A 23,298-nucleotide genomic window follows, 5' to 3' on the forward strand; every position below is an offset into this window, starting at 1 on the left:
AGCTTTCTTCAGATCCCACCTTGCGATTAGCAACTGGTTGTTATCCTTCCCCTCGTCAGGTGTGTAGAGGACTTTCACCTCCCAGTTGCCCTTTAACCCCCACAGTCAAAGGACAGCGCCCGCCAAGGCGCATCAAAAAAACCCTAGAAAGTCATCATCTAGGGGTTTGTCTCAATCTGGAGCGCATTGCTGCGCCTTCGTCGGTTATTGCGCCAATACGCTTACCCACACCGGGCCTTTACCCACCGGATAACGCGCCAGCGTACTCAGTTTGCCGCTACTTTGGTCAATCTCATGCACCACAATATGGCCAGACTGCTGACAGGCCGAAATTACGAAGCGACCGCTGTGGTCTATATTGAAGCCGCGCGGCTGCACTTCGGTTGGATGATCACCAACCACCGACAGCGTGCTGCCGTTTGCGGAAATGCCAAAGATAGTCAGAATGCTCGCAGTGCGCTCGCTGGTATATAGGAAGCGGCCATTTGGCGTGATATGAATATCCGCCGCCCAGCGTGTGCCAGAAAACCCCACCGGCATAATGTCTAGCGTTTGCGTCACCCGGTATTGGCTGCAATTTTCCGAGATGGTCAACACGTCCACCGTACCGTCTAACTCGTTCACACAGTAGGCATACTTACCGTTAGGGTAGAACGCCATATGCCGTGGACCAGAACCAGTGGCGCTGTTTATTGCTTCCTGCACATGCGTCGTCAATTGGCCGTCCAAGCCAAGGTTGAACAAACGGATGCGGTCTTCCTTCAAGCAAGGCACCAACAAGCGTTGATTAGCAGGATCGATATTGGCGGAGTGCGGTGTAATCGGGCCGTAGATCTGCTGGATAGGTGCCGTTACCACGCCGTCATGACCAATCGGGCTGACGCTGACGCAATTGCCGCTGTAGGAGGCAGAAAACAGGTAGCGCCCCAGCAAATCAGTGGAAATATAGCTTGGGCTACCCGGCAACGGTGCTATACCAGCCTGGCGTAACGTACCGTCCACCTGGATGTGGTAGCTGACAATGCTAAATAGTGGGCGCACGCCGATATACAAATGGCTTTTATCTGGGTGGATGGCCATCGGTTGCCCTTGCCCCGGCACATCAACAGTCTGTAGCAGCGCCAGCGCGCCAGCATCGTCCAACTGCCAGACATGAATTTGCTGGCTTTCCGGGCTGCCAACATAAACAACTTGCTTCATTATTTATTCTCCTTGCAAGGATAAAAGACAAACCGATTCAGTTGTTCCGTTTCCCTGACTTATTTTTATATTGACGACATAACAGCCCTTTTTTTCACCTGAAATCTGGCGTTGTTGAATCAATCGAACATTTGGACGGCACGAGGATCAGATCACTCTACTTCTGTCAAAATCGCGACATTCCGTGGACCAGCAAAAGTTCAACATCACCAACTGGAAGGCTTACAACAACGCCCTCCTCGGATAAAAAGAAAGCATAGGAAAGCCGCTTTTAGTGGTTGTCCCCCCGAGAACGGCTAGAATAAATTCCGCTGATCGATAATTCTAATCGCCCATCGTAGGTGAGTTATTTATAACGTGGTTTTATGACTAATTTTATTTTTTATCGTCACTTATACCCTAAAGAATTCGAGTTGCAGCAAGGGGGCAACGCAGCGACAAATTGGTCGGGAACCAATTTAAACAGCGTTTGGGCAGGGCACAATAGATTAATTTCATTAATAATCAATTAGTTATACCAGTAAGTGACTGGGGTGAATAAGGAAAGCTAACGCACAGGCAGTTTGAAGTATGATAAATATATATCAATCAGTTACTGGTAAACAATAAGTTATCCTCCGTGAGTATAAACGTCGTTAGTTTGCTAAACGGTAACTATATCCTGTTACTGTTCGTAGTACTCGCACTAGGGCTGTTCCTCGGTAAAGTGCGCTTGGGTTCCGTTCAACTCGGAAATTCCATTGGTGTTTTGGTGGTTTCTTTGCTGCTAGGCCAGCAACACTTCGCCATTAATACCGAAGCGCTGAATCTCGGCTTTATGTTATTTATTTTCCGCGTGGGCGTGGAAGCCGGGCCTAACTTTTTCTCAATTTTCTTCCGCGATGGCAAAAATTACTTAATGTTGGCGCTGGTGATGGTCGGATCAGCAATGGTAATCGCCATCGGACTTGGCAAAATGTTCCACTGGAATATCGGATTAACTGCTGGCATGCTGGCCGGTTCGATGACTTCAACGCCGGTACTGGTGGGCGCTGGCGATACACTACATAGCACCATGGTCAATAGTTCAGCTCTTTTGACGGCGCAGGATCATTTAAGCCTTGGCTACGCCCTGACTTACCTGATCGGTCTGGTAAGCCTGATCTTCGGCGCACGCTACCTAACAAAGCTACAGCATCAGGATCTATCTGCTTCAGCACAACAGATCGCCCGCGAGCGTGGCTTGGATAGCGATAGCAAAGTCTATCTGCCGGTGATCCATGCCTACCGTGTCGGACCAGAGTTGGTAGCCTGGGATGATGGTAATAACCTGCGCAAATTGGGCATCTATCACCAGACTGACTGTTACATTGAGCACATCCGCCGCAACGGAATTCTGGCCAATCCAGATGGTGATGCAGTGCTATAAGTGGGCGATGAGATTTCACTGGTTGGCTACCCAGACGCCCACGCACACTTAGATCCTAACTTCCGCAACGGCAAGGAAGTATTTCACCGCGATTTGCTTTATATGCGCATCGTCACCGAAGCCATCGTGGTAAAAAACAGCAACGCGGTAAACAAGCGTTTGAGTCAGCTGAAGCTAACTGACAACGTCTGCTTCCTCAACCGAGTGATCAGCAGCCAGATTGAAATGCCTATTGATGATAGTATCGTGCTCGATAAGGGCGATATATTACAGGCGAGCGGCGACACACGCCGGGTGAAGAACCTGGCGGAGAAGATCGGTTTTATCTCAATCCACAGCCAGGTAACCGACCTGCTGGCATTCTGCGCCTTCTTGATCATCGGCTTACTGATTGGCCAGATCACCATTCAGTTCAGCCATTTCTCGTTCGGTATTGGCAATGCAGCTGGCCTGATGATATCCGGTATCATGCTCGGCTTCCTACGCGCCAACCATCCGACCTTTGGATACATCCCGCAAGGTACATTAAACATGGTGAAAGAATTAGGCCGCATGATTTTTATGGCCAGCGTGGGCCTGAGCGCGGGTACCGGCATCAGCCACAGCCTGGGTACAGTAGGCGGTAAGATGCTGATCGCCGGGTTGCTGGTCAGCCTTGTGCCAGTGTTGCTCTGTTTCCTTTTCGGTGCCTACGTGCTGTGTATGAACCGCGCTCTGCTGTTTGGTGCGATCATGGGCGCTCGCACCTGAGCACCGGCAATGGAAATCATCAGCGATACTGCGCGTAGTAACATTCCTGTATTGGGCTATGCTGGCACCTACGCCCTCGCTAACGTGCTATTAACGTTAGCAACGTTAGCGGGTTCGCTGATCGTCGTATTGTCGCCGGAGATCCCCGGATAGGCGATCAGAGCGCAGCAGGAAAGGCGGTAAATATTTTTTCTTTTTTGTTACCATTGAAAACTTATGTTGCCAGAGGCAGTCTGATTGAGTGCCACTGCCTTTCTTTGATGTTCCCAATTTGTGGAGCCCGATAATCTCGCCTTTTAGGTTCAAGATTATCTGTTTTGTATTTTTATAACGTTTATCGTCTTCCCCGCTCCGGCAATAAAACCCGTATGAAGTGAATTGTCCAGAGCCAAAATGTCAAATCAAATAGCCTAGTGGGATAGGCTCTTAGCTGGCTGAATTATATTTGGTACCAAATATCTTGTCGCCCGCGTCACCCAAACCCGGAACAATATAGCCCTTGCCATCCAGGTATTAATCGATAGAGGCGGTGTACAGCTCAACATCAGGATGCGCCTTCTCCAACGCGGCGACACCCTCTGGCACCGCTACCAACACCAGTACTTTGATACTGTTACAACCCGCTTTTTTCAGCAGATCGAGGGTAGCGATCATCGAACCGCCAGTGGCCAGCATCGGGTCAACGACCAGTGGCATACGCTCTTCAATGTTAGAAGCCAGCTTTTGGAAGTAAGGCATGGGTTTGAGGCTTTCTTTATCGTGGTAAACACCCACTATGCTGATACGTGCGCTTGCGCTTGGTAGATGGGCTTTACCAGCGGATGTTTCACCTCAACGATCTTCATCATTTTTCTCCTATATAAGGTGGCTGCTAGCTAAAAATCGCCGAATTATACCGCCTTTTTGCGGCTACACCCACTCACCGTGGCCCAACAGTGATCAACAGAAGTTTGGATAGCAACATAAAGGGGCGTTGTTGAATAAATCGAACATTTGGCCGGGACGAGGATCAGATCACTCTACTTCTGTCAAAATCGCGATATTCCGTGGCCCAGCAAAAGTTCAACATCACCAACTGGAAGGCTTACAACAACGCCCTTATCACTCTGGGTTTACTCACTTGCTGGGGGGATGAAACGGTACTTCACGCCTGGTACTGCGAGGCAAAACCTTCTCTGCGTGGTCGCCCACCACATTATTCCGATATGGCAATCACCAGCGTATTGATGCTGAAACGGATTTTCGGCCTGACACTTCGCGCCCTCCAGGGCTTTGTCGACTCCATTGTCACACTGATCAAAGTGCCGTTGAACTGCCCGGACGACACCTGCATCAGTAAGCGGGTAAAGTCCGGCCATGTCCCGTTTAAAATACCAACGCCGGGTGAAATTGCGCACCTCGTTATCGACTCTAGCGGGCTCAACGTGTTGGGTGAAGGCGAGTGGAAGGTAAAAAAACACGGTCAGGAAAAATGGCGGATCTGGCGAAAACTGCATTTGGCCGTAGATACAGAAACACATGAGGTCATCTGTGCTGACTTTTCCTTGAGCAATGTCACCGATCCCGAAGCCTTCCCAGGTCTCATCCGTCAGAGGTACCGTAAAATCAAAGTCGCCTCGGCGGATCGGGCTTAGGATACGCGAGTGTGTGATGATGAGTTAAGGCGCAATAAGCTCAAGGTGTTAATACCGCCGAGAAGCGAGCCCGTTATTGGTCGGCAGTATGCAGAACGAAATCAAGCGGTGGCGAACCAGCGCGTTACCGGAGACAACACACGGTGGAAAAGTATCACAGGCTACCACCGACGTTCGATAGCGGCAACAGCGAGGTACAGAGTAAATCTGTGCATTAAACAAGATGCCGCTCGCCGGTATGCCAGAAAGTGTACGCCTTGCCTGAAAGATGCCCATTCAGGAGACTCTTTTATTCCAATCTGATTTATTCAACAACGCAGCTGGCACGCCCAACATGCGGCAGATCAATCGCCAATGTATTCCATCGCCACACGTTGCGTCAGCTTGGTGACCAGTTCGTAGACACTGATGCCGGTATAGATGGCGATACGCTCAACTGGCAGTACTTGGCCCCACAGCACGGCCTCGTCCCCGACTTTGTCGGTGGCATCAGGCCCTAGATCAACCGAGATCATGTCCATCGATACCAGACCGACAATCGGCACTTCCCGCCCGTTCAGCCAGATCGGCGTACCAGTGGGAGCATTGCGTGGATAACCGTCACCATAGCCTATAGCCACCACGCCCAGGCGGGTATCACGCTGGCTGATCCAAGTGCCACCGTAACCGACCGACTCACCAGCAAGGTGGTCACGCACGGCGATCAGGCTAGACTTCAGCGTCATCGCTGGCTGTAGCAGGTGCTGGCTACCGTTAAGGTTATCCAGTGGCAACACACCGTACAGGATAATGCCTGGCCGTACCCACTGGTTATGTGCGTCCGGCCACAGCAGAGTGCCGCTTGAAGCGGCGATCGAACGTTGGCCCGGTTTACCACGGGCAAACTGCTCAAAGCAGGCGATCTGCTTTAGGGTTGCGTCAGATCCCGGCTCATCAGCACAGCTAAAGTGGCTCATGATATTGACGGGCTTCGCCACGTTGTGACAGGCGCACAGGCGCTGGTAAAAGGCTTCGGCCTGCTCTGGCCGTACGCCCAGGCGATGCATACCGGTGTCCAGTTTCATCCACACCGGCAACGGGTACGCCAGTTTGGTCTGCTCCAATGCCTCCAACTGTTCGCTACTATGCACTACGGTTTCGATGTTATTCACTACCAACAACGGCAGATCTTCGGCAGAGAAGAAACCTTCAAGTAGTAGGATCGGTTTGACGATACCACCGAAGCGCAGCGCCAGCGCTTCACTGATGCGCGATACGCCAAAGCAGTCGGCATCTTGCAAAGTGTGTGTTGTTTCCAGCATGCCGTGGCCGTAAGCATTTGCTTTCACAATGGCAATCAGTTGGCTTTGCGGTGCCTGGCGGCGCACCTGTTGCAGATTATGTCGCAGAGCACTGCGGTCGATTACTGCGGTCGCCACTTTCATTTTATCTCCTTAGTTGATTATTCATCCTCATAGTGTGACCCTGCATAGTTATCAAAACGCGACCACTGGCCGTTAAAAGTCAGCCGCACGGTACCAATCGGACCGTTACGCTGCTTACCCAGAATAATTTCGGCAATTCCTTTCAAATCACTGTTGTCGTGATAAACCTCATCACGGTAGATGAACATAATCAGGTCGGCATCCTGCTCGATGGAGCCAGACTCACGCAAGTCAGAGTTGACCGGGCGTTTGTCGGCACGTTGCTCCAAGCCACGATTCAACTGCGACAGCGCCACCACTGGAACCCGAAGCTCTTTAGCCAACGCCTTTAGCGAGCGGGAAATTTCGGCGATCTCCAGCGTACGGTTATCGGATAAGGCGGGTACACGCATCAGTTGCAGGTAGTCGATCATGATCAAGCTAAGCCCGTCATGCTCGCGGAAAATGCGCCGCGCGCGGGAGCGCACTTCGGTTGGCGTCAGGCCGGAAGAGTCATCGATGTACATGTTACGCTTCTCCAGCAGGAGACCCATTGTACTGGAGATGCGCGCCCAGTCCTCATCATTGAGCTGCCCGGTACGGATGCGCGTTTGATCCACGCGCGACAGAGATGCCAGCATACGCATCATGATCTGGTTGCCGGGCATTTCGAGACTGAAGATCAGCACCGGTTTTTCCTGCGTCATCGCGGCGTGTTCACATAGGTTCATCGCGAAGGTGGTTTTCCCCATCGATGGACGGGCGGCAACGATAATTAGGTCTGATTTCTGCAAACCGGCGGTTTTTTTATTGAGATCTTGATAACCGGTATCCACACCGGTAACACCGTCGTGCGGCTGCTGATACAGTTGCTCAATACGCGAGAGGGTGTCCTCGAGGATGCGGTCAATGCCCTTTGGGCCGTCATCCTTGTTGGCACGGTTTTCGGCAATCTGAAAAACGCGGGATTCTGCAAGATCGAGCAAATCTTCGCTGCTACGCCCCTGAGGATCGTAGCCGGCATCAGCGATTTCATTGGCTACCGAGATCATCTCGCGCACCACCGCACGCTCGCGCACGATATCGGCATAGGCACTGATGTTAGCGGCACTTGGGGTGTTTTTCGACAGCTCAGCCAGGTATGCGAAACCGCCTAATAAATCCAGTTCACCCTTCTGTTCCAAGGACTCAGACAGGGTTATCAGGTCGATCGGTTTGCTCATTTCCAGCAGGCTCTGCATCTCGGTAAAGATCAAACGGTGTGGACGGCTGAAGAAGTCGTTAGCGACCACGCGCTCTGATACGTTATCCCAACGTTCGTTGTCGAGCATCAAACCACCCAATACCGACTGCTCAGCCTCCAGCGAATGCGGTGGCATCTTCAGCCCTTCCATCTGACGATCTCGTGGATTATTTCTGGCTTTGTCCGCGTTTGTTTTATTGGTTGCTTTTTTTCCTGCCATGAAGCGTGTTCTTTATCCGGTTACGAATAGTACGAATAGAGTATCCAGATGCTTGAGTATACGTGATTTTTATGGCGTTGTTGAATAAATCGAACTTTTGGCCGGGATGAGGATCAGATCACTCTCCTTCTGTCAAAATAGCGACATGCCGTGGCCCAGTAAAAGTTCAATATCACCAACTGAAAGGCTTACAACAACGCCCTTATCGCTCGGGGTTCACTCACTTTCTCGGTGGATGAAACGGCACTTCACGCCTGGTACTGCGAGGCAAAACCTTCTCTGCGTGGTCGCCAACCACATTATTCCGATATGGCAATCACCAGCGTATTGATGCTGAAACGGATTTTCGGCCTGACACTTCGCGCCCTCCAGGGCTTCGGCGACTCCATTGTCACACTGATCAAAGTGCCGTTGAACTGCCCGGACGACACCTGCATCAGTAAGCGGGCAAAGTCCGGCCATGTCCCGTTTAAAACCGCAACGCCGGGTGAAATTGCGCACCTCGTTATCGACTCTACCGGGATCAACGTGTTGGGTGAAGGGGAGTGGATGGTAAAAAAACACGGTCAGGAAAAACGGCGGATCTGGCGAAAACTGCATTTGGCCGTAGATACAGAAACACATGAGGTCATCTGTGCTGACCTTTCCTTGAGCAATGTCACCGATACCGCAGCCTTCCCAGGTCTCATCCGCCAGAGGTACCGTAAAATCAAAGTCGCCTCGGCGGATCGGGCTTAGGATACGCGAGTGTGTGATGATGAGTTAAGGGGCAAGAAGCTCAAGGCGTTAATACCGCCCAGCAGCGGAGCCCGTTATTGGTCGGCAGACTATGCAGAGCGAAATCAAGCGGTGGCGAACCAGCGCCTTACCGGAGACAACACACGGTGAAAAAGTATCACAGGCTACCACCGACGTTCGATAGCGGCAACAGCGAAGTACAGAGTAAAACAGCTATTTGGTGGTCACCTGTCGCTGCGAGATTATGATGGGCAAGTTGCAGAGGCGCTGGCCATGATCTGTGCATTAAACAAGATGACGCTCGCCGGTATGCCAGAAAGTGTACGCCTTGCCTGAAAGCTGCCCATTCATGGGACTCTTTATTCCAAATCCGATTTATTCAACAACGCCGCGATCGATAGCAACCAACCTCTGGACTGTGTGGTTGCTGATATTATCGCTTATGTTCAGGGCGTGGCCTCCCGTTAACCACGCATCTATTGCTGGTGCTTCAGGCACCAGTATTCCCGTTACAGTTTCATATAAGTCCGCACGCCGTCTAGGAACATCTGGGTAGACAGCATTACCAAAATCAAACCCATTAATCTTTCCAACGCACTGATCCCTTTGCTACCCAACAGGCGCAGGAACAGATTAGACATCAGTAGGATAGCCGCAGAAATCCCCCAAGCAATCAACAGTGCTATCACCAGATGAGGTAGCAAGTTTGGGTACTTGTGCGACAGCAGCATCAGTGCTGCCAGAATCGATGGCCCAGCTACCAGCGGGATCGCCAGCGGCACTAAAAAGGGTTCCTCACCAGGAGAAAGCCCAAAGCTGTTGCCCTCCTGCGAGGGGAAAATCATCTTGATGGCGATCAGAAACAAAATGATCCCGCCGGAGATAGAAACGGTCTCGGTGCGCAGGTTGAGGAACGCCAGGATCTTCTCACCAGCAAACAGGAAGATCAGCATTAGCAGCAAGGCGATCAACAACTCGCGGATCAGTACCACTCGCCGGCGACGTGGCTCCAGGTGCTTGAGTACCGACATAAAAATCGGCAGGTTTCCCAGTGGATCCATGATTAAAAACAGCAACACTGTAGCTGAAATCATCTCTGTCATTATTACCTCGAAATAGAGAAAACGCGCCGCTCTTTCCGTGCGTATGGTGACTTATAAGCAGGATTGCTAAAAAATGCCTCGCCATAGAATAAATTCACTTTGCGCCTGCGCTAACATGCTAACATTTTGTCATTTTGTAAGGTGAAGAGATATTACACATAACTCAACCTAATAGCCCTTTACAAGGCAGGACACAGTGATTATGAAAAATGTTGGTTTCATCGGCTGGCGCGGAATGGTCGGCTCGGTTCTCATGCACCGTATGATGGAAGAGCACGATTTTGATGCCATTCGCCCAGTCTTTTTCTCCACTTCACAGCCCGGTTCTGCTGCGCCAGCATTCGGTGGCCAGCTGGGCAGGTTGCAGGATGCCTATGATGTTGATGCACTGAGCGCGCTCGACATCATTATTACCTGCCAAGGCGGAGAGTATACTAACGAAGTTTATCCTAAGCTGCGTAAAAGCGGCTGGCAGGGTTACTGGATTGACGCCGCCTCTTCACTGCGCATGCGGGATGATGCTATCATTATCTTGGACCCGGTCAACTACGCGATGATCCAACAGGGGCTGGATAAAGGCATCAAGATCTTTGTTGGCGGCAACTGTGCCGTAAGCCTGATGCTGATGTCGCTCGGTGGCCTGTTCGCCAACGGCTGGGTGGAGTGGGCATCAGTCGCCACCTATCAGGCGGCCTCTGGCGGTGGGGCGCGCCACATGCGTGAACTACTAACCCAAATGGGCCTGCTGCACGCTGAGGTTGCGCAAGAGTTACATAACCCTGCCTCGGCGATTTTGGATATCGAACGTAAGGTAACCACAGCCACCCGCAGCGGCAAGCTGCCAACCGATAACTTCGGTGTGCCGCTGGCTGGCAGTCTGATCCCATGGATCGATAAGCCGCTTAATAACGGACAGAGTCGTGAAGAGTGGAAAGGCCAGGCGGAGACCAACAAAATTTTGAATACCTCCAGTGTGATCCCTATAGATGGTCTGTGCGTACGCGTTGGTACACTGCGCTGCCACAGCCAGGCGTTCACCCTGAAGCTAAAAAAAGACATATCGTTGCCGGAAATCGAACAAACGCTGGCAATGCATAACGACTGGATGCGGGTGATCCCGAATGACCGCGAATTGACCCTGCGTGAACTGACGCCAGCAGCGGTGACCGGCACGTTAAATACGCCGGTCGGGAGGCTTCGCAAGCTGAATATGGGGCCGCACTACTTGTCTGCATTTACCGTGGGTGACCAACTGCTTTGGGGCGCGGCTGAGCCGCTGCGCCGTATGTTGAATATCCTGTTGTGAGATGGCTATCCCCTGTTTTATCGCGGTGCGTTTAGTCTTAATCTCTGGCGACCCTGAAAGCCACATTGCAGTGCGGCGAAGGTCAATCCGCAGGGGAAACTATCTGCACCTTTATAGAGGGGAGATTCGAGATCGGAAATTATGGTGCAAAAAAAGGCTTAATTATTATCTCTATTGGCCTCATACAGCTTGGTGCTTAGAACCCATCCCAGTAGGTTATTTTATTTGCCATTTTGCACCTGGGCAGTGCTCACCCTCCTCACGTACGCCATGTACACTCGGGCTATTGTGTGCTGTCGGTATCCAAACTGGCTACAACAATGTACGCCTACTGGGTTAGGTTCTTAGTAAACGAGAGATAGCCTTTTTGTGTATTTCGCCAGCCAGGTTTTCACCCACGCCTGCTGCGCTGCATCGAGCCACAGGCCCAGCTTAGTGCGTCGCCAGATGGCGTCGTCCAGTTCCACTACCCATTCTTTCTCGATCAGGTAGTGTAGCTTGGCTTGGTACATGGTACAGGCCGTGGCCGAAATCTTCACTCAGATCACCCAGGCTGTTGGCAGCGGCCAGGATCAATTCGCTGTGGCTACCCTAGGTGTGAGCATAGCGGCGCGCCATGGATCCCGGCAGCCAGTCGCGCTCGCCAGCGATGTCGCCGCCAGGCAGCGTAATATTTTTGGTCCACGCAGGGGCACACAGCCAGGGTAGTAGTGCGCTAGCTTTTCCATCGCATGCTCAGCCAGCTTGTGGTAGGTGGTCAATTTGCCGCCGAACACCGATAGCAACAGTGCTTTACCCTGCTCATCCTGTATGTCTAGCGTGTAGTCGAGAGTGACTGCTTGTGGAGAATCAGACTCATCATCGCACAGCGGACGGACGCCGGAGTAGCTCCAGACGATGTCGTTGCGGCTCAACGGTTTTTTGAAGTCGTGGTTGTACACGTTTAGCAGGTAGTTGATTTCATTCTCGTCGATCTTCACTCCTTGCGGATCACCATGGTATTGCATATCGGTAGTGCCAATGATAGAGAACTCATCATTCCATGGGATCACGAAGACGATGCGCTGGTCTTCGTTCTGCAAAATGTAGGACTGTAGCTGACGGTGCACGCGTGGCACCACGATGTAACTACCTTTGATCAGGCGGATGCGGTAAGGTAATTGCAGCTTAAGGCCGTCGTCGAAGAAGTGTTTCACCCGGGGGCCAGTGGCGTTTACCATGCCCTTAGCGCGCCAGGTACCAGGTATAAGGTTTTGCCCCTATTGATATCGAGCACTTACACCATCCACAGGCCGTTTTCACACCATGCGCACTTCACTTTGGGGCGGGTGCGCACTTCGCCGCCGTGCTTTTCCACTTCCTGCGCATTTAGCACCACGAAGTGTGCATCGTCGACTCAGCAGTCAGAATATTCGAAACTGTTCTTTAGCTCAGGCTTTAAGACCAATTCTGCTCCAAAGCGAAAGATTTTGCTGCCTGCCAGACTGGTACGTTTGCCCAGGTGATCGTACAGGAACAGGCCGAGGCGGATCATCCAGGCCGGACGTAGTTGCGGTTGGTACGGCAAACGGAAACGCATCGGGAATGCGATGTGCGGTGCCAGTTTCAGCATCACTTCACGTTCGGCTAGCGCTCCGCTCACTAAACGGAATGCGTAGTGTTCCAGATAGCGCAGGCCATCGTGGATCAGCTTAGAACTGGCAGAAGAGGTCGCCCAGGCCAAATCTTGATCTTGCGCCTCCAGTAGCAGTACCAATAGCCCACGCCCGGCAGTATCCGCCGCGATGTCGGCACCTTTAATACTGCCACTGATCACTATCAGATCCCTGGTTTCAACGTCATGCCACCCTAAACAAAAACTCATGAACAAGCTAAGAATTAACCAAAAAAAATGTAGGCGTGACAGAGGTAACAGTTTGGTGGTAGGGGTCATACCCAGAGAAAAGCTATAGGTGCAGGCTATAATAGCTTTAGCAGGCTGATGAACCCGCAAGCCACAGCCCTGGAAGTGGCAATGGCGAGCAGAGGGTCAAAACAACTCCAGTTGCACATCCGTATTGCTCAATGATCTTTATCATACTAGGCCAGGGACGTTGATCGGTGAACAGGTAGTCAATCAGGTTCATGTTACCCAGGTTGACCATGGCGTTGTGGCTGAATTTAGAATGGTCGGTTACCAACATCACGCAACGGGAGCTTTCGATAATGGCACGTTTAGTGCGCACTTCTTGATAATCGAATTCCAGCAGCGAACCGTCCATATCGATGCCGCTGATGCCGAGAATGCCGCAATCCAGTCGGAACTGAGAGATGAAGTCCAGTGTGGCTTCACCCATGATACGGCGTTGTTGAATAAATCGGATTTGGAATAAAAAGTCCCGTGAATGGGCAGCTTTCAGGCAAGGCGTACACTTTCTGGCATACCGGCGAGCGTCATCTTGTTTAATGCACAGATCATGGCCAGCGCCTCTGCAACTTGGGCATCATAATCTCGCAGCGACAGGTGACCACCAAATAGCTGTTTTACTCTATACCTCGCTGTTGCCGCTATTGAACGTCGGTGGTAGCCTGTGATACTTTTCCACCGTGTGTTGTCTCCGGTAAGGCGCTGGTTCGCCACCGCTTGATTTCGCTCTGCATAGTCTGCCGACCAATAACGGGCTCCGCTGCTGGGCGGTATTAACGCCTTGAGCTTCTTGCCCCTTAACTCATCATCACACACTCGCGTATCGTAAGCCCGATCCGCCGAGGCGACTTTGATTTTACGGTACCTCTGGCGGATGAGACCTGGGAAGGCTTCGGTATCGGTGACATTGCTCAAGGAAAGGTCAGCACAGATGACCTCATGTGTTTCTGTATCTACGGCCAAATGCAGTCTTCGCCAGATCCGCCGTTTTTCCTGACCGTGTTTTTTACCTTTTACTTCCCTTCACCCAACACGTTAAGCCCGCTAGAGTCGATAACGAGGTGCGCAATTTCACCCGGCGTTGCGGTTTTAAACGGGACAGCCTGATTTTGCCCGCTTACTGATGCAGGTGTCGTCCGGGCAGTTCAACGGTACTTTAATCAGTGTGACAATGGAGTCGACAAAGCCCTGGAGGGCGCGAAGTGTCAGGCTGAAAATCCGTTTCAGCATCAATACGCTGGTGATTGCCATATCGGAATAATGTGGTGGGCGACCACGCAGAGAAGGTTTTGCCTCTTAGTACCAGGCGTGAAGTGCCGTTTCATCCCCCCAGCAAGTGAGTGAACCCCGAGTGATAAGGGCGTTGTTGTAAGCCTTCCAGTTGGTGATGTTGAACTTTTGCTGGGCCACGGAATATCGCTATTTTGACAGAAGGAGAGTGATCTGATCCTCATGCCGGCCAAAAGTTCGATTTATTCAACAACGCCCCTTCCCGATTATCATTCTATCGATGTACTAGTCACGCCTGACTACCCGTGGTGCCATGATTGGCGGCTGGATGGGCCTGTTAACCGCTGTGATCCTGATGATTATTGGACCAACCATCTGGGTGCAAATCCTTAGGCCATGAAAAACCAATTTACCCTTACGAATACCCTGCGCTGTTTTCGATGATCGTGGCTTTTGTCGGCACTTGGCTATTCTCTGTTACCGACAGCTCGTCCGCCTGGCTACAGGAGCGGCCAACACTTTCGATCCCCGTTTGTGCGTTCACAAACCGGACTGGGCATATTGAACAGGCACGGGCAGGGAACACCGTAGCTACGTTTTTCAGCATCGAAATAAAAATCGTCAGGCTCTTACGTGAGCTTTCGTTCTATTTGATACCAGCAGTATTACAGCTCATTCTAAACTCACACCTAGCGGATCGCCGCAGGCGAACGCCCGTCAGCGGGCTTTCCTGCTCACTTCCCTTCAGCTCGCTGTCAAGCAACGCCTAAAGTGTTCCCGACTCTTTCGTTTCACCTGCACAGGATCAGGCCGTTGACTCTCGGTAACACACAAAGCAAGAAGCCCCATGCTTACGCATGAGGCTTTCTACCTTATTTGATGCCTGGCAGTGTCCTACTCTCACATGGGGAGGCCCCACACTACCATCGGCGCTACGGCGTTTCACTGCTGAGTTCGGCATGGTATTCAGGTGGGGCCACCGCGCTATCGCCGCCAGGCAAAGTCTGTTTTATTCTCGGCCGTTACTGACGTAACCACCAGAACCAATCTCGGAACTTGCTGAAAATAACCTACCCCTGCCTCTAACACACCTTCGGTGTTGTAAGGTTAAGCCTCACGGCTCATTAGTACTGGTTAGCTCAAAGCATCGCTGCTCTTACACACCCAGCCTATCCACGTCTTCGTCTTAAACGTGCCTTCAGGGACCTCTCAGACCCAGGGAAGACTCATCTCGAGGCCAGTTTCGCGCTTAGATGCTTTCAGCGCTTATCTGTTCCGCACTTAGCTACCGGGCAATGCCATTGGCATAACAACCCGAACACCAGCGGTGCGTTCACTCCGGTCCTCTCGTACTAGGAGCAAACCCTCTCAATCTTCCAACGCCCACGGCAGATAGGGACCGAACTGTCTCACGACGTTCTAAACCCAGCTCGCGTACCACTTTAAATGGCGAACAGCCATACCCTTGGGACCTACTTCAGCCCCAGGATGTGATGAGCCGACATCGAGGTGCCAAACACCGCCGTCGATATGAACTCTTGGGCGGTATCAGCCTGTTATCCCCGGAGTACCTTTTATCCGTTGAGCGATGGCCCTTCCATTCAGAACCACCGGATCACTAAGACCTACTTTCGTACCTGCTCGAGCCGTCACTCTCGCAGTCAAGCCAGCTTATGCCTTTGCACTAACCTCACGATGTCCGACCGTGATTAGCTGACCTTCGTGCTCCTCCGTTACTCTTTGGGAGGAGACCGCCCCAGTCAAACTACCCACCAGACACTGTCCTCACCCCGGGTCACGGGGCAAAGTTAGAACATCAAACATTAAAGGGTGGTATTTCAAGGGTGGCTCCTCGCAGACTGGCGTCTACGATTCACTGCCTCCCACCTATCCTACACATCAAGGCTTCATGTTCAGTGTCAAGCTATAGTAAAGGTTCACGGGGTCTTTCCGTCTTGCCGCGGGTACACTGCATCTTCACAGCGAGTTCAATTTCACTGAGTCTCGGGTGGAGACAGCCTGGCCATCATTACGCCATTCGTGCAGGTCGGAACTTACCCGACAAGGAATTTCGCTACCTTAGGACCGTTATAGTTACGGCCGCCGTTTACTGGGGCTTCGTTCAAGAGCTTCGCCTTGCGGCTAACCCCATCAATTAACCTTCCAGCACCGGGCAGGCGTCACACCGTATACGTCTACTTTCGTGTTGGCACAGTGCTGTGTTTTTATTAAACAGTTGCAGCCAGCTGGTCTCTGCGACTGGCTTCAGCTCCCTCCGATACGGAATTCACCTACATGCCAGCGTGCCTTCTCCCGAAGTTACGGCACTATTTTGCCTAGTTCCTTCACCCGAGTTCTCTCAAGCGCCTTGGTATTCTCTACCTGACCACCTGTGTCGGTTTGGGGTACGATTAAAAGTGACCTGATGCTTAGAGGCTTTTCCTGGAAGCAGGGCATCAACAGCTTCTGCACCGAGGTGCATCGTCATCGCGCCTCAGGTTTTATGGCATTCTGGATTTACCCAGAACTCCCCCTACACGCTTAAACCGGGACAACCGTCGCCCGGCCTGCCTAGCCTTCTCCGTCCCCCCTTCGCAGTCACTCTCAGTACAGGAATATTAACCTGTTACCCATCGACTACGCTTTTCAGCCTCGCCTTAGGGGTCGACTCACCCTGCCCTGATTAACGTTGGACAGGAACCCTTGGTCTTCCGGCGAGCGGGTTTTTCACCCGCTTTATCGTTACTTATGTCAGCATTCGCACTTCTGATACCTCCAGCACCCCTTACAGGACACCTTCAACGGCTTACAGAACGCTCCCCTACCCAACAGCGCATCAGCGCCACTGCCGCAGCTTCGGTGCATGGTTTAGCCCCGTTACATCTTCCGCGCAGGCCGACTCGACCAGTGAGCTACTACGCTTTCTTTCAATGATGGCTGCTTCTAAGCCAACATCCTGGCTGTCTGGGCCTTCCCACATCGTTTCCCACTTAACCATGACTTTGGGACCTTAGCTGGCGGTCTGGGTTGTTTCCCTCTTCACGACGGACGTTAGCACCCGCCGTGTGTCTCCCATGATAACATGCTTCGGTATTCGCAGTTTGCATCGGGTTGGTAAGCCGGGATGGCCCCCTAGCCGAAACAGTGCTCTACCCCCGAAGATGAATTCATGAGGCGCTACCTAAATAGCTTTCGGGGAGAACCAGCTATCTCCCGGTTTGATTGGCCTTTCACCCCCAGCCACAGGTCATCCGCTAATTTTTCAACATTAGTCGGTTCGGTCCTCCAGGTGGTGTTACCCAACCTTCAACCTGCCCATGGCTAGATCACCGGGTTTCGGGTCTATACCTTGCAACTTTTCGCCCAGTTAAGACTCGGTTTCCCTACGGCTCCCCTATGCGGTTAACCTTGCTACAAAATATAAGTCGCTGACCCATTATACAAAAGGTACGCAGTCACACCTTAACGGTGCTCCTACTGCTTGTACGTACACGGTTTCAGGTTCTCTTTCACTCCCCTCACTGGGGTTCTTTTCGCCTTTCCCTCACGGTACTGGTTCACTATCGGTCAGTCAGGAGTATTTAGCCTTGGAGGATGGTCCCCCCATATTCAGACAGGATGTCACGTGTCCCGCCCTACTTATCGAACTCACAGCCAGTGCATTTTAGTGTACGGGGCTATCACCCTTTACTGCGCGACTTTCCAGCTGCTTCCACTAACACACCCACTGATTCAGGTTCTGGGCTGGCCCCCGTTCGCTCGCCGCTACTGGGGGGATCTCGGTTGATTTCTTTTCCTCGGGGTACTTAGATGTTTCAGTTCCCCCGGTTCGCCTCGTCAAGCTATGTATTCACTTAACGATAGTGTGACGTATCACACTGGGTTTCCCCATTCGGGTATCGCCGACTATAACGGTTTATATCACCTTACCGACGCTTTTCGCAGATTAGCACGCCCTTCATCGCCTCTGACTGCCTAGGCATCCACCGTGTACGCTTAGTCACTTAACCTTACAACCCGAAGGTGTCTCACTTCGCATTGCAAACAGGTGAGTATCACTATGACAACTTGACCCTTACCCCAATACATCTATGCAGGGGATAAGTTTCAGCCGTCATTTTTCAATTTTCAGCTTGTTCCAGATTGTTAAAGAGCAAAGTACTTCAGAGCATACTGTTGCCAGTACGCTCTGAAGTAGTGAAGCACCACACTCGGACTTTATGGTGGAGCTAAGCGGGATCGAACCGCTGACCTCCTGCGTGCAAGGCAGGCGCTCTCCCAGCTGAGCTATAGCCCCGTACAGTAACTTGTAGAGACTTTTGAGATCAAAGCTTCTTTTTTTCTAGGCAAGGTATGGTGTTGCGACGCATATTTAAATATGTGAGCGCTACCATGACGCAGCATAGAAGAGAAGTGGTAGGCCTGAGTGGACTTGAACCACCGACCTCACCCTTATCAGGGGTGCGCTCTAACCACCTGAGCTACAAGCCTATTAAGGTATTTCTGCTCGCTACTTTCATCAGACAATCTGTGTGAGCACGCCACACAAGTCAATATCTTTCGGTAAGGAGGTGATCCAACCGCAGGTTCCCCTACGGTTACCTTGTTACGACTTCACCCCAGTTATGAATCACAAAGTGGTAAGCGCCCTCCCGAAGGTTAAGCTACCTACTTCTTTTGCAACCCACTCCCATGGTGTGACGGGCGGTGTGTACAAGGCCCGGGAACGTATTCACCGCAGCATTCTGATCTACGATTACTAGCGATTCCGACTTCATGGAGTCGAGTTGCAGACTCCAATCCGGACTACGACGTACTTTGTGAGGTCCGCTTGCTCTCGCGAGGTCGCTTCTCTTTGTATACGCCATTGTAGCACGTGTGTAGCCCTACTCGTAAGGGCCATGATGACTTGACGTCATCCCCGCCTTCCTCCGGTTTATCACCGGCAGTCTCCTTTGAGTTCCCGACTTTAATCGCTGGCAACAAAGGATAAGGGTTGCGCTCGTTGCGGGACTTAACCCAACATTTCACAACACGAGCTGACGACAGCCATGCAGCACCTGTCTCAGAGCTCCCGAAGGCGCCCCTCCATCTCTGGAGAGTTCTCTGGATGTCAAGAGTAGGTAAGGTTCTTCGCGTTGCATCGAATTAAACCACATGCTCCACCGCTTGTGCGGGCCCCCGTCAATTCATTTGAGTTTTAACCTTGCGGCCGTACTCCCCAGGCGGTCGATTTAACGCGTTAGCTACGGAAGTTACCCCTCCAGGGCGCAACCTCCAAATCGACATCGTTTACGGCGTGGACTACCAGGGTATCTAATCCTGTTTGCTCCCCACGCTTTCGCACCTGAGCGTCAGTCTTTGTCCAGGGGGCCGCTTTCGCCACCGGTATTCCTCCAGATATCTACGCATTTCACCGCTACACCTGGAATTCTACCCCCCTCTACAAGACTCTAGCTTGCCAGTCTCAAATGCCGTTCCCACGTTGAGCGCGGGGATTTCACATCTGACTTAACAAACCGCCTGCGTGCGCTTTACGCCCAGTAATTCCGATTAACGCTTGCACCCTCCGTATTACCGCGGCTGCTGGCACGGAGTTAGCCGGTGCTTCTTCTGCGAGTAACGTCAATGCAATGTCTTATTAACACATTACCCTTCCTCCTCGCTGAAAGTGCTTTACAACCCGAAGGCCTTCTTCACACACGCGGCATGGCTGCATCAGGCTTGCGCCCATTGTGCAATATTCCCCACTGCTGCCTCCCGTAGGAGTCTGGACCGTGTCTCAGTTCCAGTGTGGCTGGTCATCCTCTCAGACCAGCTAGGGATCGTCGCCTAGGTGAGCCATTACCCCACCTAACAGCTAATCCCATCTGGGCACATCTGATGGCGTGAGGCCCGAAGGTCCCCCACTTTGGTCTTGCGACATTATGCGGTATTAGCTACCGTTTCCACTAGTTATCCCCCACCATCAGGCAGTTTCCCAAACATTACTCACCCGTCCGCCGCTCGTCACCCAGAGAGCAAGCTCTCTTGTGCTACCGCTCGACTTGCATGTGTTAGGCCTGCCGCCAGCGTTTAATCTGAGCCATGATCAAACTCTTCAATTGAAAGCTTGATATGCTTCAACGTGTGAAGCGCTGCTCAAAGATTTACTGCATGAATTTTACTTCAGTTAGTCACTCTTCAAGACTTGATATTTTTTCGTCCCAGAAAGGAAGGACGGGATATTGTCTTGTGGAGTGCCCACACAGATTGTCTGATAAATTGTTAAAGAGCGGTGGGTCAGCCGCAGCACAGCGGCAAGCTTGGGGTGGCGTACACTGTGCTTTCCCTCTGAAGAGTTAAGCCATTATTTTAACTCTTCTCTTGCTTATCCGGCGGCGTAGCTGCCGAAATACCGGGTCAGTGGGGGCGCATTATAGGGCGTTCTCGGCAGGCCGCAACACCTAAATGCAAATAAATTTTCAAGCGCTTAAATAACCAACAAAAAAATAACAAGTAAAAGAAGGAGGGAGATCACCCATTCCCTTTTAACTTTGTTAGGGGTAGTTACCGTGACTGACGGGCAACGATATGTTCATTTTGAACATCCAACGTCACCAGTTTGCCTGGAATCAACACGCCAGAGAGAATTTCTTGCGCTAGCGGGTTTTCGATCTCCTGCTGGATAGCGCGTTTCAATGGACGTGCACCATACACAGGATCGAAACCTGTTTTACCCAACAACTCCAACGCCGGTTCGGTCATGGTGACTTCGTAACCGCGTTCTTCCAAACGTTTGTAAAGACGCGCCAGTTGAATCTTGGCTATTTCGGCAATGTGCTTTTGGCTAAGTGGATGAAATACCACTACTTCATCTATGCGGTTAATAAATTCTGGGCGGAAGTGGTGGCTCACCATTTCCATCACAGATTCTTTCATCTGCTCGTAGCTCATTTGACCGAAGTGCTCCTGGATCAGATCAGAACCCAAGTTGGAGGTCATAATCACCACCGTATTGCGGAAGTCAACGGTACGACCATGACCATCAGTCAAACGCCCATCATCCAATACCTGCAAAAGAATATTGAACACATCTGGGTGCGCTTTCTCTACTTCATCCAGCAGGATCACTGAATAAGGCCTGCGGCGCACTGCTTCAGTCAGGTAACCGCCTTCTTCGTAGCCAACATAGCCCGGAGGAGAACCCATTAGCCGAGATACAGAATGTTTCTCCATAAACTCGGACATGTCGATGCGCACAATTGCTTCGTCGCTGTCGAACAGAAACGAAGCCAGCGCTTTGCAGAGTTCGGTTTTACCCACCCCAGTCGGACCAAGGAATAGGAATGAACCGATCGGGCGATTAGGATCGGAAAGTCCGGCACGGCTGCGACGAATCGCGTTAGAAACTGCACTGACTGCTTCATCCTGGCCGATTACCCGTGAATGCAATTCCTGCTCCAGACGTAGCAGCTCGTCGCGTTCGCCTTCCAACATTCTGGCCACAGGAATACCGGTAGCACGCGCCAACACTTCGGCAATTTCCGCATCGGTCACCCGATGGCGCAGTAGCTTCATGGTGTTGCCTTCAGCCTGCGTCGCAGCGGCGAGCTGCTTTTCCAGCTCAGGGAGCTTACCGTACTGCAATTCAGACATTCGCCCCAAGTCACCGACTCGGCGTGCCTGCTCCAAGGTTATCTTGGCATGCTCCAGTTCGGCTTTGATTTTCTGGGTACCGGAGAGCGAGGCTTTCTCAGCTTTCCACTCTTCTTCCAGCTCAGAATATTCACGCTCTTTTTGCTCCAGTTCACTACTGAGCATCTCCAGGCGTTTTTTACTGGCGTCATCAGACTCTTTATTCAGCGCCTGCTGTTCCAGTTTCAATTGAATGATGCGGCGCTCCAGCCGATCGAGCGACTCTGGCTTGGAGTCCATCTGCATGCGGATGCTAGACGCCGCTTCATCGATCAAATCGATGGCCTTATCCGGCAGTTGACGATCAGAAATATAGCGGTGGGACAGCGTTGCCGCCGCCACGATCGCCGGGTCGGTGATCTGCACATGGTGATGTAGCTCATAACGTTCTTTCAAGCCACGCAGAATAGCAATAGTATCTTCAACGGACGGTTCCGCAACATAGACTTTTTGGAAGCGACGCTCAAGCGCCGCGTCTTTCTCTATATACTGGCGATACTCATCCAGTGTAGTCGCGCCAACGCAATGCAGTTCCCCACGCGCCAAAGCCGGTTTCAGCATGTTCCCAGCATCCATCGCACCTTCGGCTTTTCCTGCACCAACCATAATATGAAGTTCGTCAATAAACAGGATCACGCTACCTTCCTGTTTAGCCAAATCGCTCAATACTCCTTTCAGACGTTCTTCAAACTCGCCGCGATACTTGGCACCAGCGATCAGCGCCCCCATATCGAGCGACAGCACACGCTTGTGCTTCAGTCCTTCTGGTACTTCTCCATTGATGATGCGCTGCGCCAGACCTTCAACGATGGCGGTTTTACCCACTCCAGGTTCACCGATCAGCACCGGGTTATTTTTGGTACGACGTTGCAACACTTGAATGGTGCGGCGGATTTCTTCGTCACGGCCAATAACCGGATCGAGTTTACCTTGCTCAGCGCGTTCGGTCAGGTCAATAGTGTATTTCTTCAATGCCTGCCGCTGGTCTTCAGCACCCTGATCTTCCACGTTGTCACCACCTCTCATTTGTTCAATGGCTTTGCTGATTTTATCTGCTGTCACACCAGCCGTTTTTAACAGGTCGGTCAGATTTCCGCGATCTTCAAGCACCGCAAGGACAAACAGCTCAGAAGAAATGAATTTGTCTGCACGCTGCTGCGCCAGCTTGTCGCACAGATTCAGGACGCGTACCAACTCTTTGGACGGTTGAACATCACCACCGGTACCTTCGACCTGAGGTAAGCGGGACAATGCCTGTTCAATTTCGATGCGTACACGCCCGGCATCAATACCAGCGGAAGTTAACAGCGGGCACATCGTACCCCCTTCCTGATTGAGCAAAGCACTCATCAGATGTAACGGCTCAATAAACTGGTTGTCGTGTCCAAGGGCTAAAGATTGAGCATCGGCGAGAGCAAGTTGGAATTTGTTGGTAAGACGATCCAGACGCATAACACCTCCAAAATGGGTCTAAATTGCT

The 23,298-nt window shown here is 51.8% G+C and carries 8 protein-coding genes, 2 tRNA genes, 3 rRNA genes and 8 pseudogenes; 7 read left to right on the forward strand and 14 right to left on the reverse strand.

What is annotated here, in order from left to right; translation table 11 throughout:
• Nucleotides 1–204: 204 nt before the first annotated feature.
• Nucleotides 205–1,200 carry a 6-phosphogluconolactonase gene (pgl, locus tag AACL06_RS06130; RefSeq protein ID WP_339036497.1) on the reverse strand — a complete coding sequence of 332 codons (996 nt, stop codon included), beginning with the start codon at nt 1,198–1,200 and terminating at the stop codon, nt 205–207.
• A gap of 111 nt (nt 1,201–1,311) precedes the next feature.
• On the opposite strand from pgl, the gene AACL06_RS06135 reads away from it, so the two are divergent.
• Nucleotides 1,312–1,500 (forward strand): hypothetical protein, encoded by a 189-nt coding sequence (locus tag AACL06_RS06135; protein WP_339036498.1) that lies wholly within the window; start codon nt 1,312–1,314, stop codon nt 1,498–1,500.
• 319 nt (nt 1,501–1,819) lie between these two features.
• A pseudogene (locus tag AACL06_RS06140) lies at nt 1,820–3,511 on the forward strand (aspartate:alanine antiporter).
• A gap of 273 nt (nt 3,512–3,784) precedes the next feature.
• On the opposite strand, the pseudogene upp reads toward AACL06_RS06140, so the two are convergent.
• A pseudogene (gene upp / locus AACL06_RS06145) lies at nt 3,785–4,150 on the reverse strand (uracil phosphoribosyltransferase); the annotation flags it as partial.
• A 181-nt stretch (nt 4,151–4,331) separates the two neighbouring features.
• Here upp and AACL06_RS06150 point away from each other — a divergent pair.
• Together AACL06_RS06150 and AACL06_RS06155 are read left to right on the forward strand one after the other, a co-directional pair.
• The gene (locus AACL06_RS06150; protein WP_339036499.1) at nt 4,332–4,493 is read left to right on the forward strand and encodes a hypothetical protein; all 162 of its coding nucleotides are present in this window, start codon (nt 4,332–4,334) and stop codon (nt 4,491–4,493) included.
• Nucleotides 4,426–5,257 (forward strand): annotated as a pseudogene (locus AACL06_RS06155) (IS5 family transposase). Before AACL06_RS06150 ends, AACL06_RS06155 begins: the two are co-directional and overlap by 68 nt.
• 79 nt (nt 5,258–5,336) lie before the next feature.
• Here AACL06_RS06155 and alr read toward each other — a convergent pair.
• Together alr and dnaB are read right to left on the reverse strand one after the other, a co-directional pair.
• Nucleotides 5,337–6,416 carry an alanine racemase gene (alr, locus tag AACL06_RS06160; protein ID WP_339036500.1) on the reverse strand — a complete coding sequence of 360 codons (1,080 nt, stop codon included), beginning with the start codon at nt 6,414–6,416 and terminating at the stop codon, nt 5,337–5,339.
• Between the two features lie 17 nt (nt 6,417–6,433).
• A complete protein-coding gene (dnaB, locus tag AACL06_RS06165) occupies nt 6,434–7,858 on the reverse strand; it encodes a replicative DNA helicase (RefSeq protein ID WP_339036502.1) in 1,425 nt (474 codons plus the stop codon).
• A gap of 204 nt (nt 7,859–8,062) precedes the next feature.
• Between dnaB and AACL06_RS06170 the strand changes: the two are divergent.
• A pseudogene (locus tag AACL06_RS06170) lies at nt 8,063–8,932 on the forward strand (IS5 family transposase).
• Between the two features lie 173 nt (nt 8,933–9,105).
• Here the strand turns inward: AACL06_RS06170 and AACL06_RS06175 are convergent.
• Nucleotides 9,106–9,699, reverse strand: a complete 594-nt coding sequence (locus AACL06_RS06175; RefSeq protein ID WP_339036503.1) for a YhgN family NAAT transporter — start codon at nt 9,697–9,699, stop codon at nt 9,106–9,108.
• A gap of 202 nt (nt 9,700–9,901) precedes the next feature.
• On the opposite strand from AACL06_RS06175, the gene asd reads away from it, so the two are divergent.
• Complete coding sequence (gene asd, locus AACL06_RS06180; RefSeq protein ID WP_339038315.1) at nt 9,902–11,005, forward strand: aspartate-semialdehyde dehydrogenase; 1,104 nt, start codon at nt 9,902–9,904, stop codon at nt 11,003–11,005.
• A 344-nt stretch (nt 11,006–11,349) separates the two neighbouring features.
• Here asd and glpD read toward each other — a convergent pair.
• The 3 pseudogenes from glpD to AACL06_RS06195 all read right to left on the reverse strand — a co-directional run bounded on the left by glpD (nt 11,350) and on the right by AACL06_RS06195 (nt 14,321).
• Nucleotides 11,350–12,869: pseudogene (gene glpD / locus AACL06_RS06185) on the reverse strand (glycerol-3-phosphate dehydrogenase).
• Nucleotides 12,870–13,034: 165 nt separating this feature from the next.
• A pseudogene (locus AACL06_RS06190) lies at nt 13,035–13,344 on the reverse strand (DeoR/GlpR family transcriptional regulator); the annotation flags it as partial.
• A 56-nt stretch (nt 13,345–13,400) separates the two neighbouring features.
• Nucleotides 13,401–14,321 (reverse strand): annotated as a pseudogene (locus tag AACL06_RS06195) (IS5 family transposase).
• A gap of 79 nt (nt 14,322–14,400) precedes the next feature.
• Here AACL06_RS06195 and actP point away from each other — a divergent pair.
• Nucleotides 14,401–14,732 (forward strand): annotated as a pseudogene (actP, locus tag AACL06_RS06200) (cation acetate symporter); the annotation flags it as partial.
• Between the two features lie 290 nt (nt 14,733–15,022).
• Here the strand turns inward: actP and rrf are convergent.
• The 6 genes from rrf to clpB form a co-directional block, all read right to left on the reverse strand.
• A 5S ribosomal RNA gene (gene rrf, locus AACL06_RS06205) occupies nt 15,023–15,139 on the reverse strand.
• A 105-nt stretch (nt 15,140–15,244) separates the two neighbouring features.
• Nucleotides 15,245–18,151 (reverse strand): 23S ribosomal RNA (locus tag AACL06_RS06210).
• Between the two features lie 211 nt (nt 18,152–18,362).
• Nucleotides 18,363–18,438 (reverse strand) — tRNA-Ala (locus AACL06_RS06215).
• A 117-nt stretch (nt 18,439–18,555) separates the two neighbouring features.
• Nucleotides 18,556–18,632, reverse strand: a tRNA-Ile gene (locus tag AACL06_RS06220).
• A 73-nt stretch (nt 18,633–18,705) separates the two neighbouring features.
• Nucleotides 18,706–20,248: ribosomal RNA gene (locus AACL06_RS06225) — 16S ribosomal RNA — on the reverse strand.
• The 16S, 23S and 5S rRNA genes sit together here with 2 tRNA genes alongside, the layout of an rRNA operon.
• A 442-nt stretch (nt 20,249–20,690) precedes the next feature.
• Nucleotides 20,691–23,270 carry an ATP-dependent chaperone ClpB gene (gene clpB / locus AACL06_RS06230; protein ID WP_339036505.1) on the reverse strand — a complete coding sequence of 860 codons (2,580 nt, stop codon included), beginning with the start codon at nt 23,268–23,270 and terminating at the stop codon, nt 20,691–20,693.
• Nucleotides 23,271–23,298 lie beyond the last annotated feature (28 nt).

The organism is Serratia symbiotica (Periphyllus acericola) (genome assembly GCF_964019515.1).
GTDB lineage: Bacteria > Pseudomonadota > Gammaproteobacteria > Enterobacterales > Enterobacteriaceae > Serratia > Serratia symbiotica_D.